This window comes from Caballeronia sordidicola, assembly GCF_000729995.1.
Lineage (GTDB): Bacteria > Pseudomonadota > Gammaproteobacteria > Burkholderiales > Burkholderiaceae > Caballeronia > Caballeronia sordidicola_A.
On the sequence record NZ_JNFG01000035.1, the window covers coordinates 1 to 15443 of the forward strand.

Here is a 15443-nt window from a genome sequence, read left to right on the forward strand (position 1 = left end):
GTAGCAACGAGAATACGAACGGCCTGCTACGTCAGTACTTCCCTAAAGGCACACGCCTGGATGGTTATTCACAAGCCGAGTTGAACAAGGTCGCCGCACTTCTGAATGGAAGACCACGTAAAACCCTCGACTTTATGACGCCCGCCGATAAACTTGCAGAAGTTATAGGTGTTGCGACCACCAGTTGAATCCGCCCGTGCCGCCACGCACAGTGGCTAATAGTGATAAAGAGAAAAGCCAACTCAAGCAGACCACTAACGCTGAAAGCACCAACCCGGCACTGACCCCGACCGCTAACCCCAGAACCTCGCAACCCGGCATCGACCCCGCCCCATCACCACCTGCCCAAGAAAAACATCACGAGAACGCCCCGCAAGACAGAAAAAACGCCACACATAGCGGGTCACATCGAAAAAATCGCACGGCGGCGAGGGCGAAAATGGACGACATACAGTGCAATCAGGAGCCTCTCATGTTGCTGGGTCATCCCGTCCTTTTCAAGTCGCTTTGTTATGTCGATGGCCGCTGGATTCATAGTGACAGCGCGGCAACCATCGCCGTGCAGAATCCCGCCGACCAGGAAGTGATTGGTCACGTGCCCATGCTGGATCGCGCGCAAATAGAAGCAGCGGTCGGCGCGGCGCAGCGGGCATACGAATCCTGGCGATGGGTCCCGCAAGAGCGCCGCAGCGCGATCCTGCTGCGCTGGCACGAACTGATCTTGCGCCATCAACACGATCTGGCCGGCATTTTGTCGCTAGAACAAGGCAAGCCTTTGGCTGAATCGAGGGGAGAAATTGCCTACGCGGCGAGCTTCGTCGAGTGGTACGCCAACGACGCAAAACGCCTCTGCGGCCGCACGATTCCCACCCACATCAATGGCGCCCACCTCGGCACGGTGATGGAGCCGGTCGGCGTCGCCGCGCTTATCACGCCGTGGAATTTTCCGGTTGCAATGATCACCCGCAAGGCGGCTGCCGCACTTGCCGCGGGTTGCACGGCGATCGTCAAGCCTGCGCACGAAACCCCATTCTCGGCGCTCGCGCTGGCGCAACTCGCGGAAGAAGCGGGTTTCCCATCGGGCGTATTCAACGTCGTGCTGGGCGAGCCGCAAATGGCAATGGAAACACTGGTACGCGATGTGCGCGTGCGGGCGGTTAGCTTCACCGGTTCGACTCGTGTAGGCGGCCTAGTCGCGCGTGCGGCAGCCGAGTCCGGCATCAAGAAACTGGCGCTGGAATTGGGCGGCAACGCGCCGTTCATCGTGACGGAAGACGCTGATCTCGATCAGGCCGTCAAGGTGGCGATTGGCGCGAAGTTCCAGACGTCGGGACAGGATTGTTGCGCGGCGAACCGCATCTTCGTTGCCGCGCCGTTGTATGAACAGTTCGTTCAGCAATACAGCGAAGCAGTGCGAGCATTGAAGGTGGGACCGGCCTTCGAGGCGGGCGTGAAGGTGGGGCCGCTGATGCATCAGGCTGCCTTCGATACCACTGCCGAGCGCATAGCCGACGCCCGAACGAAGGGCGCACGCATTACCGTGGGCGGGCAAGCGCATGCGCTTGGCGGGTGGTTCTTCGAGCCGACCGTGGTGGCGGACGCTGCGCCCGGCATGCGGATTTACGATGAAGAGAACTTCGCCCCCACCTCGGCCATATCGTCGTTCAACACGCTGGACGAAGTGGTGTCCAAAGCCAACGACACCGAGCACGGGCTGGCTGCTTACATCTGCGCCACGCGCATGGACACGATCTTTCAACTGGTGCGCCGGCTCGACTTCGCCATGATCTCGGTCAACGGTGTCACGTTCACCGGTGCACCCATCCCGTTCGGCGGCATGAAAGCGTCGGGTCTCGGACGTGAAGGAGGATCGGAGGGATTCGAGCCTTTCGTCGAAACCAAATATTTTTGCCTCGGCAATCTCGGCTTGCCGCTGAACGTCACGGCTTGATTGAATCACAGGAATCCAGGGAGCAACTCATGACACAACAACTCGAGCAACTGTTCAACGAAGACCGTGCACACTTCATGCATCCGTCGACTCATGCGCACGATCACGCGAGCGGCGCTCTTCCTGGCAAGATCATTCGGGGAGCGAAGGGTATTCGCATTGAAGACCACGAGGGCAAGAGTTATATAGATGCCTTCGCGGGTCTTTACTGCGTGAACATTGGCTATGGCCGCACTGAAGTGGCCGATGCGATCTACGAGCAAGCCAAGAAGCTCGCGTATTACCACACGTATGTGGGCCATTCCACCGACACCATCATTGAGCTATCGTCGCGGATTATCGACTGGTCGCCGGCAGGGATGAAGAAGGTTTATTACGGCATGTCCGGTTCGGACGCGAACGAAACGCAGATCAAGATCGTCTGGTACTACAACAACGTGCTGGGCCGTCCGAACAAGAAGAAGATCATTTCGCGTCAGCGTGGTTATCACGGTTCGGGCATCGTCACGGGCAGCCTGACCGGTTTGCCGAGCTTCCATCAGCATTTCGATTTGCCGATAGATCGCGTGAAGCATACCGTCTGTCCGCACTGGTACCGGCAGGCACCGGCCGGCATGAACGAAACCCAGTTTGTCGCGTATTGCGTGGAGGAACTGGAGAAGCTGATCGCGCAAGAGGGCGCCGACACGATTGCGGCGTTCATTGGCGAACCGGTGATGGGGACGGGCGGGATCATCGCGCCGCCGGAGGGTTATTGGGCCGCGATCCAGCAAGTACTGAAGAAGCACGACATCCTGCTGATCTCCGATGAAGTGGTGTGCGGCTTCGGCCGGCTCGGCTCGAAGATGGGCGCGCAACACTACGGCATGCTGCCTGACCTGATCACCGTCGCGAAGGGGCTCACAAGCGCTTATGCGCCGCTGTCGGGCGTGATCGTGGGTGAACGGGTGTGGGACGTGATCGAGAAGGGGTCAGAGGAACATGGCGCGATGGGACACGGCTGGACTTATTCGGGCCACCCCATTTGCGCGGCTGCCGCTATTGCTAACCTGAACATCCTTGAGCGCGAGAACCTGACGCAGAACGCGGCCGATGTCGGCGCTTATCTTGGCGCACAACTGCATGCCGCATTCGACCAGCATCCGCTGGTGGGTGAAGTGCGCCAAACCGGCATGCTGGCCGCGCTTGAATTCATGGCGGACAAGCCTGGCCGCAAGCCCTTTGACGCAGGGTTGAAGGTCGGGCCGAAGGTCTCGGCGGCTGCACTACGGCGTGGAGTAATCGCGCGGGCCATGCCGCACGGCGATATTCTCGGCTTCGCGCCGCCGCTCGTGACCACGCGGGCGGACGTGGACGAGATCGTCGGTATCGTGCGCGAAGCGGTGGATGAGGTCGCCACGCAGACGATCGCATAACGCTCCTCCGCTCTCTTTGGGCGTAAGGAGTCAGGCCGCCGGCATTGTTCCGGCGGCTTTTTTTACAGCAAAGACCGGTTGATACGACTACATCGACCATGCTCATTGCAACGCAGCAATCAAGCAGCACGGCGCGCGTCCCCCGGCTAGCGCTTCTCTCAATCTTCCGGATTGGCGATATCACTGGCGACAATCTGCTCGCCGCGCACGACTGCCGCCTCGCGCGCTTCCTCGCGTGAGGGATACGGTCCGAGCACCGGTGCTCCCTGGAACGGGAATAACAGGCGGCCGTCGGTTTTTCTAATAACCTTTAGCGTTCCTACAAACAATCCGCCGGCGTTGATCTGGTACGACGCGTACACCGCGAAGTCCTCAGGGCGCATGCATTCGCCCAATCCCCGGCTCTGTAGCTGGGTCATGGATAGGACAATTTTCGGTTTTTTCATGGCTTTGTACATGTTTCGATGCGTGCCCGCATAGGGGCGTGGCGTGCGTCCGGTCGAGCGTTGAAACGGGCGAATTTTCCAGGCGTGGGGGACATCACGACGTTCACTAAAATTTCATGTCACTCAGCGTTCAGCAATTACCAGTCCGCGCTCGAAGTACGCTTCTTGCGTGGGAGCTGGAAGCAGGCACAAGGCGCTGTCCGATGACGAAACGCACCGGGAGCGGAGTGCTTCATTCGTTCAAAATCCACGCTATCTGGACGAGCCCGGCATGCCGCTTGAGCCTCGAGCCGGCGAACACGTGCCAGCGTGCGGGCAACCCGGGCGTGCTTCGGCTCATGAGAAGCCATGCTCTTTGACACGAAAGGAAAGCACATGGACGCCCTCATCGCAGTGTTCGGCAGCGGCCAGGACCTCGATTCGCTACAGATGGCGGCTCGCGCAGCCGCGGCCTTCATCGGCGCGCTGGTCTGTATTCGAATCTCCGGCCGGCGTTCTTTCGGCCAGCGTTCGCCGTTCGACTATGTCGTTGCCATTCTCCTCGGCGCGACGCTGAGCCGCGCGATCGTGGGTGCTTCGCCCGCGATCCCGACGGTGATCGCCTCGCTCGTGATCGTCGTGCTACACCGCGTGCTTGCATGGGGCTGCGTACATTCGCCGGCGCTGGAGCGGCTCGTGGGCGGGACTGAACGGGAGCTGTACCGCGATGGCCGCTTCGACGAGAAGCAGATGGCCGCGGCTCTCATTACGCGAACCGATCTATTCGAAACGGCGCGGCAGCAACTAGGCGCCGACGACCTCTCCGGGGTGCGCGCGGCTACGCTGGAACGCAATGGGGAGATCAGCCTGCTCCGTGACAACGACGCCGACTAGAGGTGTTTGCGGGGCTCGGTCTTACGCTGTCCGCGAGTGAGGAAAACAGGGCCAAGGGACTGCTGCCAGCAAGAATTGTCCCCGGGCGGTGCGTTTGGGAAGTGTGTGCTGGAAGCCTCAGCAGCACGCTGCGAGATGGGGTTTGGAAGGTAAAATAAGCTCTTGTCTACTGACCTGACGTTTCAAACTCTGCAACGCTTGGGTGCGTCGTACGGTTGAGCGTTGCTTATCGATCCCCGCACATGAACGAAAGACAACCGATCGCTGGCCTGAGTTACGCGTTCCTGGAGGGCGGCGGCGAGGTCGCCAGGATAATCGCATCCAGAGACTGGTCCACTTCGTCACTGGGACCTGTCGACGGCTGGTCTAAAACGCTGACCGGCACCATCGCCCTGATTTTGCAGTCGCCTGTCCCGATCGTGACGCTCTGGGGTGTAGATGGCGTCATGCTCTACAACGACGCCTATTCCGTTTTCGCCGGTGGGCGGCATCCTCAGCTTCTCGGCTCCAAGGTTCGGGAAGGGTGGTCCGAGGTCGCGGATTTCAACGACAACGTGATGAAGGTCGGCCTGGCCGGCCGAACGCTGCGATACGAAGATCAGGAACTGACGCTGCATCGCCACGGCCGAGGCGAGCAAGTGTGGATGAACCTGGATTACTCGCCCATTCGCGATGAGCAGGGGATTCCGGTCGCGGTGATCGCGATCGTGGTGGAGACCACCGCCAAGGTGCGCGCGGAGCGCTGGCTGAGCGGCGAGCGCGAACGTTTGCGACGGATGTTCGAACAGGCTCCTGGTTTCATGGCTATGGTGACTGGCCCCGAACACGTCATCGAATTGACGAACGCCTCGTTCACGCAACTTGTTGGGGATCGAACGATCCTGGGCAAACCGGTGCAGGAAGGATTGCCCGAACTGCGCGGGCAGGGGTTTGTAGATAAACTGAACCAGGTCTACGCCTCTGGAATGCCCGTCTCGGGCAGTGCGCAGTCCATCGTGCTGAATCGGCTCCCTCGCGCGCCTGCAGAGCAGCGTTACGTCGACTTCGTCTATCAGCCGGTACGCAACGAAGCCGGCGCTGTGATCGGCATCTTCATTCAGGGAACCGACGTGACGGACCGCCTCGCGGCGGAGCGCGCAGTCCATCAGAGCGAGGAGAAATTCCGCACCTTCGCCCAGGCTATGCCCAACCAGGTCTGGTCGGCGCAGCGCGACGGCGAACTCGACTGGTTCAACGAGCGGGTCTACGAGTACAGCGGCGCGGCGCGGGGCAGCCTGGACGGCCAGGCGTGGGGCAAGATTGTTCATCGCGATGATCTGCAGGCCGCCGCCGCACAGTGGGCCAACGCGGTGGCATCGGGCACGACCTACGAATGCGAGTTCCGCATTCGACGAGCCGACGACGTGTTCCGCTGGCATATCGCCCGGGCGCTGCCTATTCGCGACAACGCCGGGCGCATCGTTCACTGGATTGGCACGAACACGGACATTGAAGACCAGAAGTCCGCGGCACGCGCCCTCGAACGCCTGAACAAGACCCTCGAACAGCAGGTGGCGGAAAGTGTTGCCGACCGGGATCGCATGTGGCGGCTTTCTACCGACATGATGCTGGTCGCGGATTTCCAGTCGAATATTGTGGCGGTGAACCCGGCCTGGCGGCAGATCCTGGGCCGGGACGAGAAGGACCTTATCGGCCATTCATTCCTCGAGTTCGTGCATCCCGATGACCGGGTCGCGACGCTCGCCGAATTGGGCGAACTGAGCGAGGGCATCCGCACATTCAAGTTCGTTAACCGCTATCAACGGCAGGACGGCGCGTATGTGACGCTGTCATGGACGGCGGTGCCCGATGAGCGTTTCATCCATGCCGTGGGTCGCGACATCACCGCGGATCGCGAAGCGGCAGACGCTCTGCAGCGTACCGAACTCGCGCTGCAGCAGGCGCAAAAGATGGAGACGATCGGCAAGCTCACCGGCGGCGTCGCGCACGATTTCAATAACCTGCTGCAGGTTATTTCGGGCAACTTGCAACTGCTCGCGTCGGACGTCGCGGGCAGTGAGCGGGCAGAGCGGCGCCTGGCGAATGCGCTGGCCGGCGTGAGCCGCGGCGCGAAGCTGGCGAGCCAGTTGCTGGCCTTCGGCCGCCGCCAGGCGCTCGAGCCGAAAACGATCAGGATCGGACGGCTCATCGCCGGCATGGAAGACATGTTGCGGCGCAGTCTGGGCGAAGCCATCGAGATCGAGACGGTTGTTTCCGCCGGCCTGTGGAATACATTCGTCGATCCCACTCAGGTCGAGAACGCGGTCCTCAATCTCGCCATCAATGCGCGCGATGCCATGGACAACACGGGCAAGCTGACCATTGAAGTAGGCAACGCTTTCCTCGACGACCGCTATGCGCTCGATCATGCCGAAGTGACCCCTGGGCAATATGTGATGCTCGCGGTGACGGATACCGGCTGCGGAATGACACCCGAAGTGCTGGCCCAGGCCTATGAGCCGTTCTTCTCGACGAAACCGGAGGGCAAGGGCTCGGGGCTGGGGCTCTCCATGGTCTATGGCTTTGTTAAGCAGTCCGGCGGACATGTCAAGATCTACAGCGAAGCGGGTCACGGCACGACGGTCAAGTTGTATTTGCCGAGGACCCACGACAAGGAGGATCTCGGGACAGTGATGGAAAGCACGCCGGTGCTCGGTGGCGCCGAGACGATCCTGGTGGCTGAAGACGACGAGCAAGTCCGGGTGACGGCGGTGGAGATGTTGTCTGAACTGGGATATCGGGTGCTCAAGGCGAATGACGCCGGCAGCGCGCTTGCGATCATCGAAAGCGGTGTGTCAATCGATCTGTTGTTCACCGACGTCGTCATGCCGGGTCCCCTGCGAAGTCCCGAATTAGCACGCCGTGCGCGGCAACTCATTCCCGGCATAGCGGTGCTGTTCACGTCAGGCTACACGGAAAACGCGATTGTTCACGGCGGCCGGCTGGATGCCGGCGTCGAACTGCTCGGCAAGCCCTACACGCGGGAGGCGCTCGCAAGAAAGATCCGGCACGTGCTCGCCAATCAAGCCCAGCAAGCCGCGCTCACAGTCGCGCCGGCGCCTTTGAGAGTGCCGTCGGCAGTCACGCCGGATGCGTCTGCTGGACCCGCGCTTAATATCTTGTTCGTTGAAGACGATGACTTGATTCGCTCCATCACGGCTGAGTTGCTCATGGGACTGGGACACGTAGTCCACGAGGCCGGGAATGCACAAGCCGCTTTGATGCTGATTCAGAACGAGGCCGTGGACTTGCTCATCACGGACGTAGGCTTGCCCGGTATGTCGGGCGAAGAGCTTGCCCTGCAAGCACGCGTTTTGCGTCGTGACCTGGCTGTCATATTTGCAACCGGCGATCATCACGTTTCAAAGGTATCCGGATACTTTGTCTTGCGAAAGCCCTACGACACTGCAAGCATAGCCGCGGTCTTGCAGAAGGTGCGATGACGCAGCCACGCGTTCCGTCACGCCGTTGAACGTGTTGCCGGAACGCAAGCCGGACCGGGCCGGCCTACACGGATCATGGCTTAGGTCATCTGGCTTGGGCGGCGTCGGCTGCCAGCGCATCACGAAACCCGGACGGGCGCTCCTGGTCATTCTCGCCGAGAAAGGCAGCACGATCTTGGCCTGAGACTAGGCATTTGCGGCGGACGCCTCCTCTTTCCCGGACGCCTTCCGGAGATAAGCGGCTGCCAGGCTTCGAAGCTCCTCTTCAGAGGCATCCTCAATCCCGATCAGGTGATTGTCCGCAGGCCGGTGAGACGCAAGTAACTCATTGAGCTTCAGGTGAAGCGCCACGCTGTCCTTGTTCGCGCTTTGCTGGATCAGGAACACCATGATGAACGTGACAATGGTCGTCCCGGTATTAATCACCAGTTGCCAGTTTTCCGAGTAGTGGAAAACCGGCCCGGTCACGGCCCAGACCAAAATGCTGATGACGGCAAGACCAAACGCGACAGGCGAGCCAGTCCAGCGGGTCACGGCGCTCGCGAAGATATCGAAGGCGCGGGTGACGGGGTGACAGGTCGCGAAAGCGGGACTCAATGTGTCAGGGACGGTGTCCATCGAGTCCGTTGACGAATGCGAGGGGTGCAACGGGGGCGAAGTTTCCTTTCGCATCGCTTTCTCCTGGTTGTCGTTGCTTCATGTCTTCATGAGCATGAGCAAAAATCATTCCGGATTGGCGACGTGCGCGGAGTTTGAAGATATCGCGCTGGTGTAAAAACACATCAGCGTCATCAGGTTTTAGCGTGGGCGCGGCGGTTCCGAAAGCCATAGGGGACGAAGTCGACAAGTGAAACCAGATGCCAATGGCTGACGAACCTGAATGGCCACTTCACCCTTCATTCAGCGAGCGGCCGGGCCGAACTATCGCTCAAGACGCCGCGCCTTCGGGCAGTGCCGGCAGTTGCGTGACCGGAGACAAAACGATCACCACTAACTGGACTGCAAAGGCCACGGTCGACATCAGCAGGCATGCGCTCACGCCAGTTTGCGTCGCGAGGGCTGCGCCAAGCAACGCGCCAACGGGACGCGCTCCATAGGTTGCGGTGCTCATGATGGCCGACACGCGGCCGAGCATGGCGTGGGGTGTGATTGCCTGGCGCAGTGTTGTTGAACCGATCGTCCACAGTACCGGCCCGGCGCCGAGCAAAAAGAAGCTCACGCAGGCCATCCATACGTGCGGAAAAAACAATGTTGCGCTCATCAGCACTGATGCCAGCAACCCGCACAGCGGGCCGATCACGAGTGTCCGGCCAAACGAAACTCGCCTGGACACTTCGGGCCCCGCCAGCGCACCGGCCACCATGCCCGCGCCATAGGCCGCCAGGCTCACGCCGATCACCCATGACGACATATGCAGGCGGTGCGCCGCGTAAGCCACGTAGACCGCCTGCAATACGAAATAGCCCAGGTTGAAGAAAACCGCGGTAAGGAGAATGGGGCGAAGCAGCGGGTCGCGGAATACGAAAGCGGCGCCCTCGCGGATCTCGGCGAGGAAATGCCTGCCGGTCCTGGGCAGATGCGCTGAGACGGGCAACGCGCGCAGCAGCGCAACGGCGAAGGCCGATAGCATGGTCGCTAACGCATAGGCCCAACCCGCGCCCACGAAGCCCACGATCACCCCACCTAGCGCCGGGCCTGCCGAATACGCAACGCTTCTAGCCAACTCTATACGGCTGTTGGCTGCGGGCAATGCAGCGCGAGGCACGAGGGAAGGTACGAGCGATGGTGCTGCAACGCTGTAAGCGACGGTACCCGCCGCGCCGATAAAACCGCAAATTGCAAGCATCGGCAGTGTCAGGAGGTGGGCTCCGATCAGCACGAGGATCGTGATCATTGCCAGTACGCGAACGGCTTCCGCGCTTGCCATCAGTCCGCGTCGGGAGTGACGGTCGGCATAGACGCCCATCGGCAGCGAGAGCAGCAGAAAGGGTAAGGTCTGGGCGGTTTGCAGCAGGCCGGTTTGCGCAGCGCTTGCGCCTAGCAGGAACACCGCAACGAGTGGCGCGGCGGCAAGACTGATCTGCTCGGCGGACTGCGCCAGCAAGTTCGACCAGGCTAAACGATGGAATGCGGGCGGTAAGACGATGCGCTGGTTAGGCGTGCGGTGCATGACGGGGGACTCCTTGGGAGGTGGCCCGATCATCATGGTGTGAGGAGGCGCGCGATACGCCCCGGATCTTGCGCTTACGTTCTACTTTGTCCGGGCCCGCCAGCAAGCCGTCGGGCGCGTTCTCCGTTCACGCTTTCGCAGCGTCAAGTCTCGCTGTCAAATTGGCGATCACGCGATCCGCGGACACGTAATTGGCGTTGCGTTTAGCCTCGTCACGCGAAGCGAGCCCTCGCGCGATGAACTCGCTGCGATGCTGCCGGCGCGCGACTTCGGCGCGAACAGACTGCTCGAAAAAATCTGCAAGGCTTTCGCCTTCCAGCAAGACTCCCTTTGCAGATGCGAGCATCTCCGGGTCAATTGTTACCGACACAAACAGGTCTGTCTTCATGGTGTATTTCCTTGAACTGCAACTTGCGAATAGCGGGCCGGCATCTTGGACCTCAGGGTCTCCAGTGAACCAACCAAAAGCCCTCTCAAGCATAAATAATCTCGATCCCATTCCCCTCGATCCAGTCGACGTATTTCTGTTCCAGCCCGGTGTCGGTGATCAGGTAATCGATCTTCTCGATACCACCGAACGTTGCAAACTCGCGCTTGCCGAATTTCTTCGAATCGGCGAGCAGGTAGATGGACCGCGCCGCGTCGATCATCGCGCGCTTCACGTGCAGGTCGATAAAATCCGGATACGAAATACCCGCCTCTATTGAGACACCGCCGGCTGCGAGAAACAGCTTGTCGACGAACATGCCTTCGAAGAATGCCGATGCTTTCTCGCCCGATACCGCAATGGTCTCCGCCTTGAAAATCCCGCCTGTCAGCATGACCCGGTTCGTCGGCTCGCCGCCCAGGATGATGGCGATGTTGAGCGCGTTCGTGACAATGCGCAGGTTCTGCCGCTCCAACAAGGTCCTCGCCAGTTCCGTGGTCGTCGCGCCGCAGTCGAGAATGACCGAGTCGCCGTTCGATATAAACCCCGCCGCCTTGCGGCCAATCCGTGCCTTCTCTTCACTGGTCGGAAGTATCCCGGCGTCATAGGCATCGAGCAGGGCCTTGGGCTGGCGTGACGTCAGGCGTACGTTGCCATGCACGCGCTCGACGCGGCCGGCTTTCTGCAATTCATCGACATCCTTGCGGATCGTCGGCATCGAGACGCCCAATTCGCTGGAAAGCTCCGACAGCTTTACCAGTTTCATGGCCTGCACCATCTCGAAGATTTTTTCTGTTCTAGCCCGCTGATCCATGTCTGCTTTCCCTGCGAAGCCGCCTGAGACGCGCGCTGCGTCGACCCGCCTATTGTGCCTGATCCCTCCGACCTGAAAGCCAGGGTCAGTGTTTTCCCGGTCATGGGGATTTTTCGTTGACTTTCGATAGAAAGTAAAAGAAACTTAAAACCAAGCGAAAAAGAAGTTCAAGGAGCAGGGAATGGAAAATCCGTACCGGCTGTCCGGCGAGGCATTACACCGGCGAGCCCAGGAAATCCGCAAGAAGATTTGCGTCATGAACTCGGCAGCCAAAAGCGGCCATACCGGAGGCGACATGTCCGAAGCGGACATCCTCGCGGCGCTTTATTTCCACGTGCTGCGCTACGAAGTGAAGGCGGACGAAGTGGTGAGCTGGCTCGACCAGTTCATCCTCAGCAAGGGGCACGGCGTGGGTGGTCTGTACGCGTGTTTTGCTGAACTTGGCTGGTTGCCGGAGCGTGAACTCCTCACGTACCTGAAAGACGATTCGCGTCTTCCAGGCCACCCTGTAAGACAGAAACTGCCGAATTGGGTCACGGTGAATACCGGCGGCCTCGGACATGGTTTTCCAATCGCCGCGGGTCTCGCCATGGCCAAGCAGCGTCATGCGGGAAGCAACGGCGGCTCGGCCGGTCGCGTTTTTGTACTGACCGGCGACGGTGAACTGGAAGAAGGATCGAACTGGGAGGCGGCGATGTCGGCGGCGCATTTCGAGTTGTCGAACCTCGTTGTGATCGTGGACCGCAACCGTCTGCAACTGGCGGATTTCACCCACAACATCATGGACCTCGAGCCGCTCGACGATAAATTCAAGGCGTTTGGTTTCGAAGTCCACGAAGTGAACGGTAACGAAGTCGATAAGATTTGGAAACTAATAGAAAGTCTGGATCACGAAAACAGAAAGCCGAAAGTGATCATCGCGAACACGATCAAGGGACGCGGCGTCTCGTTCATGGAGAACGTACCGGCATGGCATCACAAGTTCCCGGACGAAGATCAACTGAAGCAAGCGTTGCGGGAGCTTGAAGATGCGTGAGTACGGTGATTTGCGCGATGGCGCGGTGGGCGCAATCTGTCGTCTGACGGACGCGGGCGAGGACATCATCGTGATGGTCGCCGACTCCACGTCGACCTCCAAAATGGCCGCGTTCATGAAAGCGTATCCGGACCGCGTAGTGAACGTCGGGATCGCGGAGCAGAACATGGTCGGCATGGCGGCGGGCCTGGCGCTCGGCGGTCATACGGTCTTCACGGCTAACGCAGCGCCATTCCTGATCGGGCGCGCTAACGAGCAGGTCAAGAACGATATCTGCTATAGCGCGACCAACGTCAAGATGCTCGGGCTCAATGCGGGCGTAGCCTATGGACCGCTGGCCTCGACTCATCACGCTATTGACGACATCTCGGTCATGAGCGGCTTCGGTACGGTCCAGATCTTCGCGCCTTGCGATGAAGTAGAGACGGCGCAAGTGGTCGAGTATGCGGCGTCTTTTGACGGGCCGGTTTATATCCGCCTGGACAACGCAAAGTTTCCCATTGTTCACGACGCGCAATACCGGTTCAAGCCGGGACGCCCGGACGTGCTGATTGAAGGCAAGGGTGTTGTGGTGATCGCGCTCGGCTCAGCGGTGGGTGAAGCGCTCGAAGCGTGTGAAGCGCTGAAGAGCGAAGACGGGATAGACCCGACGCTGATTAATCTTTCTTCGCTGCGACCGCTCGACCACGATGCGCTCGCGGCCATTATCGAACGGCATGACGCGGTGGTGACCGTGGAAGAGCACTCGCTGCACGGTGGCATTGGTGCGACTGTCGCGGTGCTGCTCGCGCGCAGACGCTTGTCGAAATCGCTGAACATGCTCGGCATCAGTGAAGGCGAGTTCGCACACTACGGCACTCGCAAAGGTATTCGAAAACACTATCGCATCGACGCAGCAGGCATTGCGCAGACGGTGCGGTCTCTCTATACAAAGTAGCACTTGCGGGTACCAGACGGAGACATGGCATGAGCATTCAATACGATACTTCGCTGCGTCACGGCGTCGACTTCGACTTTCGTCTCGACGGGAAAGTCGCGGTCGTGACCGGTGGCCTCGGCGGCATTGCAATGGCGACGAACGCTGCGCTGATCGGCAAGGGTGCACGCGTCGCTATTCTCTATCCGGCGTTTGAAGAAGCGCGCGTGGCCGGCGCTATCGAGGAACTTGGTTCGTTCAATGCGGTGGCGTTCGCTTGCGACGTTACGCAGGAAGTCGAAGTGGAAGCGGCCATTGCGGCTGCACACCGGCATTTCGGCGATCTTCATCTGCTGGTCAATGCCGCAGGCTGCATCACCCTGACGCGTGCGGAAGATATCGGCTTTGAAGAATGGCAACGGCAGATCGCGGTCAATCTGACGGGGCCGTTCCTTTGCGCCAAGCACTTCGCGAGGCACGTCCTGGCAAGCGGCCACGGCGGCAAGATCGTCAACATTGCCTCGCAGGCGGCGACCGTCGCCATCGACCAGCATTGTGCCTATACGTCGGCAAAGGCGGGCTTGATCGGCATGACCAAAGTGCTCGCGAAGGAATGGGCCGGCCGCGGCATCACAGTCAATACCGTCTCGCCGACCGTCGTTCTTACGCCAATGGGCGCGGCCGCCTGGGAGGGCGAAAAGGGCGAAGCGATGAAGAAAACGATACCCATTGGCCGCTTTGCGTACACCGACGAGATCGCCGCAGCCATCTTGTTCCTGCTGTCCAACGGCTCGGACATGATCACCGGCGCCGACATCATGATCGACGGCGGGTACACGATCTGTTGACGCGCTGAACACTGGAATCAAGCGGCTAAAGACCGCGTCCGCAGTAAAACTTGCTTAGTAAAACCTGCTTAATAAGCCTGCCTAATAAAACTTGAATCAGGAGACAACAACATGTGGAAAAAACTTGCCTTGTCCGCGGCCGTGGCTGCTTCGATGACCCTGGTCGTGCCTCTTGGCGCGCAAGCCGCGAGCAAGGGCACTATCGCCATTCTCGTGAACGCGCTCGACAACCCGTACTACGCGGCTGAGGCGAAGGGCGCGGACACAGAAGCGAAGAAGCTTGGCTATGACACCATCGTTCTGTCGCACGGCGAAGACGTGAACAAGCAGAATGAACTCGTCAACCTGGTGATAGGCAAGGGCGTGAAGGGCATCGTGCTCGACAACGCCGATTCGAATAGCAGCGTGGCGACAGTGCGGACCGCGAAGGAAAAGAAAGTGCCGGTCGTGCTGATCAACCGCGAGATCCCGAAGGACGGCCTTGCTATCGCGCAGTTGAGCCACAACAATCTCCAGGCCGGCACGGAAGTCGCGCAACGTTTTGTCGAAACGATCGGCGAGAAAGGCGAATATGTTGAACTGACCTGCAATCTGGCGGACAAGAATTGCGTGACACGCTCGCAAGCTTTCCACCAGGTACTCGATCAATACCCCGACCTGAAGATGGTCGCGCGCCAGGATGCGAAGGGCGCGCTGCTGCCGGGCAAGCAGGCGATGGACTCGATCCTCCAGGAGCATCCGAACGTCAAGGGCGTGATTGCGGGCAACGGCCCGGTTGCGCTTGGGGCGATTGCATCGCTGGAGTCGGCCGGGCACAAGGACGTGGTGGTGATGGGGATTGACGGCAGCAATGACGAGCGTGATTCCATTCTCGCCGGCAAGCTCAAGGCGACCGTCATGTTGCAGGCTCAAGGCATCTCGATCCACGGTGTGGACCTGCTCGACAAGTACATCACTACCGGTAAAACCGGTGAGCAGGAACGTCAGTTGTTTCGCGGCATCCTGATCACTAAGTCCAACGCTTCGAAGGTGAACGACTTCTACTACACCAAGTAGGCAGTGAGT

At 60.0% G+C, this 15443-nt stretch carries 14 protein-coding genes; 9 read left to right on the forward strand and 5 right to left on the reverse strand.

The genetic code is table 11. The annotated features are described in order from the left end of the window. The 3 genes from FH08_RS0127685 to FH08_RS0127695 all read left to right on the forward strand — a co-directional run. Positions 1-188 (forward strand): hypothetical protein (locus tag FH08_RS0127685; protein ID WP_031358769.1); only part of this gene is annotated, 188 nt, incomplete at its 5' end. Positions 189-472: 284 nt separating this feature from the next. Next, positions 473-1951, forward strand: a complete 1479-nt coding sequence (locus tag FH08_RS0127690) for an NAD-dependent succinate-semialdehyde dehydrogenase (protein WP_031361466.1) — start codon at positions 473-475, stop codon at positions 1949-1951. 29 nt (positions 1952-1980) lie between these two features. After that, complete coding sequence (locus tag FH08_RS0127695; RefSeq protein WP_031361467.1) at positions 1981-3366, forward strand: aspartate aminotransferase family protein; 1386 nt, start codon at positions 1981-1983, stop codon at positions 3364-3366. A 158-nt stretch (positions 3367-3524) separates the two neighbouring features. On the opposite strand, the gene FH08_RS0127700 is transcribed toward FH08_RS0127695, so the two are convergent. Further along, the gene (locus tag FH08_RS0127700; RefSeq protein ID WP_035567288.1) at positions 3525-3812 is read right to left on the reverse strand and encodes a DUF6723 family protein; all 288 of its coding nucleotides are present in this window, start codon (positions 3810-3812) and stop codon (positions 3525-3527) included. Positions 3813-4187: 375 nt separating this feature from the next. On the opposite strand from FH08_RS0127700, the gene FH08_RS0127705 reads away from it, so the two are divergent. After that, on the forward strand, positions 4188-4685 hold the full coding sequence (locus tag FH08_RS0127705) for a DUF421 domain-containing protein (protein ID WP_031361469.1): 498 nt from the start codon (positions 4188-4190) through the stop codon (positions 4683-4685). 242 nt (positions 4686-4927) lie between these two features. Next, on the forward strand, positions 4928-8167 hold the full coding sequence (locus tag FH08_RS0127710; RefSeq protein WP_035567282.1) for a PAS domain S-box protein: 3240 nt from the start codon (positions 4928-4930) through the stop codon (positions 8165-8167). A 186-nt stretch (positions 8168-8353) separates the two neighbouring features. Here FH08_RS0127710 and FH08_RS0127715 read toward each other — a convergent pair whose 3' ends face one another. From FH08_RS0127715 to FH08_RS0127730, 4 genes are all read right to left on the reverse strand, one after another. Next, a complete protein-coding gene (locus tag FH08_RS0127715; RefSeq protein ID WP_031361471.1) occupies positions 8354-8839 on the reverse strand; it encodes a low affinity iron permease family protein in 486 nt (161 codons plus the stop codon). 256 nt (positions 8840-9095) lie between these two features. Beyond that, complete coding sequence (locus tag FH08_RS0127720) at positions 9096-10337, reverse strand: MFS transporter (RefSeq protein ID WP_031361472.1); 1242 nt, start codon at positions 10335-10337, stop codon at positions 9096-9098. A 127-nt stretch (positions 10338-10464) separates the two neighbouring features. Next, positions 10465-10725: a YlcI/YnfO family protein gene (locus tag FH08_RS0127725; protein WP_031361473.1), complete on the reverse strand. Its 261-nt coding sequence runs from the start codon at positions 10723-10725 to the stop codon at positions 10465-10467. A gap of 85 nt (positions 10726-10810) precedes the next feature. Beyond that, positions 10811-11578, reverse strand: coding sequence for a DeoR/GlpR family DNA-binding transcription regulator (locus FH08_RS0127730; RefSeq protein ID WP_031361474.1), 768 nt, complete (start codon positions 11576-11578; stop codon positions 10811-10813). A 181-nt stretch (positions 11579-11759) separates the two neighbouring features. Here FH08_RS0127730 and FH08_RS0127735 point away from each other — a divergent pair, with 181 nt between their 5' ends. From FH08_RS0127735 to FH08_RS0127750, 4 genes are all read left to right on the forward strand, one after another. Continuing rightward, a complete protein-coding gene (locus tag FH08_RS0127735; RefSeq protein ID WP_031361475.1) occupies positions 11760-12614 on the forward strand; it encodes a transketolase in 855 nt (284 codons plus the stop codon). After that, positions 12607-13551 (forward strand): transketolase family protein, encoded by a 945-nt coding sequence (locus FH08_RS0127740; protein ID WP_031361476.1) that lies wholly within the window; start codon positions 12607-12609, stop codon positions 13549-13551. The genes FH08_RS0127735 and FH08_RS0127740 overlap by 8 nt, the downstream gene beginning before the upstream one ends. Before the next feature lie 29 nt (positions 13552-13580). Further along, positions 13581-14378 (forward strand): GolD/DthD family dehydrogenase, encoded by a 798-nt coding sequence (locus tag FH08_RS0127745; RefSeq protein ID WP_031361477.1) that lies wholly within the window; start codon positions 13581-13583, stop codon positions 14376-14378. A 111-nt stretch (positions 14379-14489) separates the two neighbouring features. Continuing rightward, positions 14490-15434, forward strand: a complete 945-nt coding sequence (locus FH08_RS0127750; RefSeq protein ID WP_031361478.1) for a D-ribose ABC transporter substrate-binding protein — start codon at positions 14490-14492, stop codon at positions 15432-15434. The last annotated feature ends 9 nt before the right edge of the window (positions 15435-15443 follow it).

Bases quoted from the DNA above. Each gene is read 5' to 3' on its own strand.
- FH08_RS0127690 (WP_031361466.1), top strand. From the start codon at position 473: ATGTTGCTGGGTCATCCCGTCCTTTTCAAGTCGCTTTGTTATGTCGAT.
- FH08_RS0127695 (WP_031361467.1), top strand. From the start codon at position 1,981: ATGACACAACAACTCGAGCAACTGTTCAACGAAGACCGTGCACACTTC.
- FH08_RS0127700 (WP_035567288.1), bottom strand. From the start codon at position 3,812: ATGAAAAAACCGAAAATTGTCCTATCCATGACCCAGCTACAGAGCCGG.
- FH08_RS0127705 (WP_031361469.1), top strand. From the start codon at position 4,188: ATGGACGCCCTCATCGCAGTGTTCGGCAGCGGCCAGGACCTCGATTCG.
- FH08_RS0127710 (WP_035567282.1), top strand. From the start codon at position 4,928: ATGAACGAAAGACAACCGATCGCTGGCCTGAGTTACGCGTTCCTGGAG.
- FH08_RS0127715 (WP_031361471.1), bottom strand. From the start codon at position 8,839: ATGCGAAAGGAAACTTCGCCCCCGTTGCACCCCTCGCATTCGTCAACG.
- FH08_RS0127720 (WP_031361472.1), bottom strand. From the start codon at position 10,337: ATGCACCGCACGCCTAACCAGCGCATCGTCTTACCGCCCGCATTCCAT.
- FH08_RS0127725 (WP_031361473.1), bottom strand. From the start codon at position 10,725: ATGAAGACAGACCTGTTTGTGTCGGTAACAATTGACCCGGAGATGCTC.
- FH08_RS0127730 (WP_031361474.1), bottom strand. From the start codon at position 11,578: ATGGATCAGCGGGCTAGAACAGAAAAAATCTTCGAGATGGTGCAGGCC.
- FH08_RS0127735 (WP_031361475.1), top strand. From the start codon at position 11,760: ATGGAAAATCCGTACCGGCTGTCCGGCGAGGCATTACACCGGCGAGCC.
- FH08_RS0127740 (WP_031361476.1), top strand. From the start codon at position 12,607: ATGCGTGAGTACGGTGATTTGCGCGATGGCGCGGTGGGCGCAATCTGT.
- FH08_RS0127745 (WP_031361477.1), top strand. From the start codon at position 13,581: ATGAGCATTCAATACGATACTTCGCTGCGTCACGGCGTCGACTTCGAC.
- FH08_RS0127750 (WP_031361478.1), top strand. From the start codon at position 14,490: ATGTGGAAAAAACTTGCCTTGTCCGCGGCCGTGGCTGCTTCGATGACC.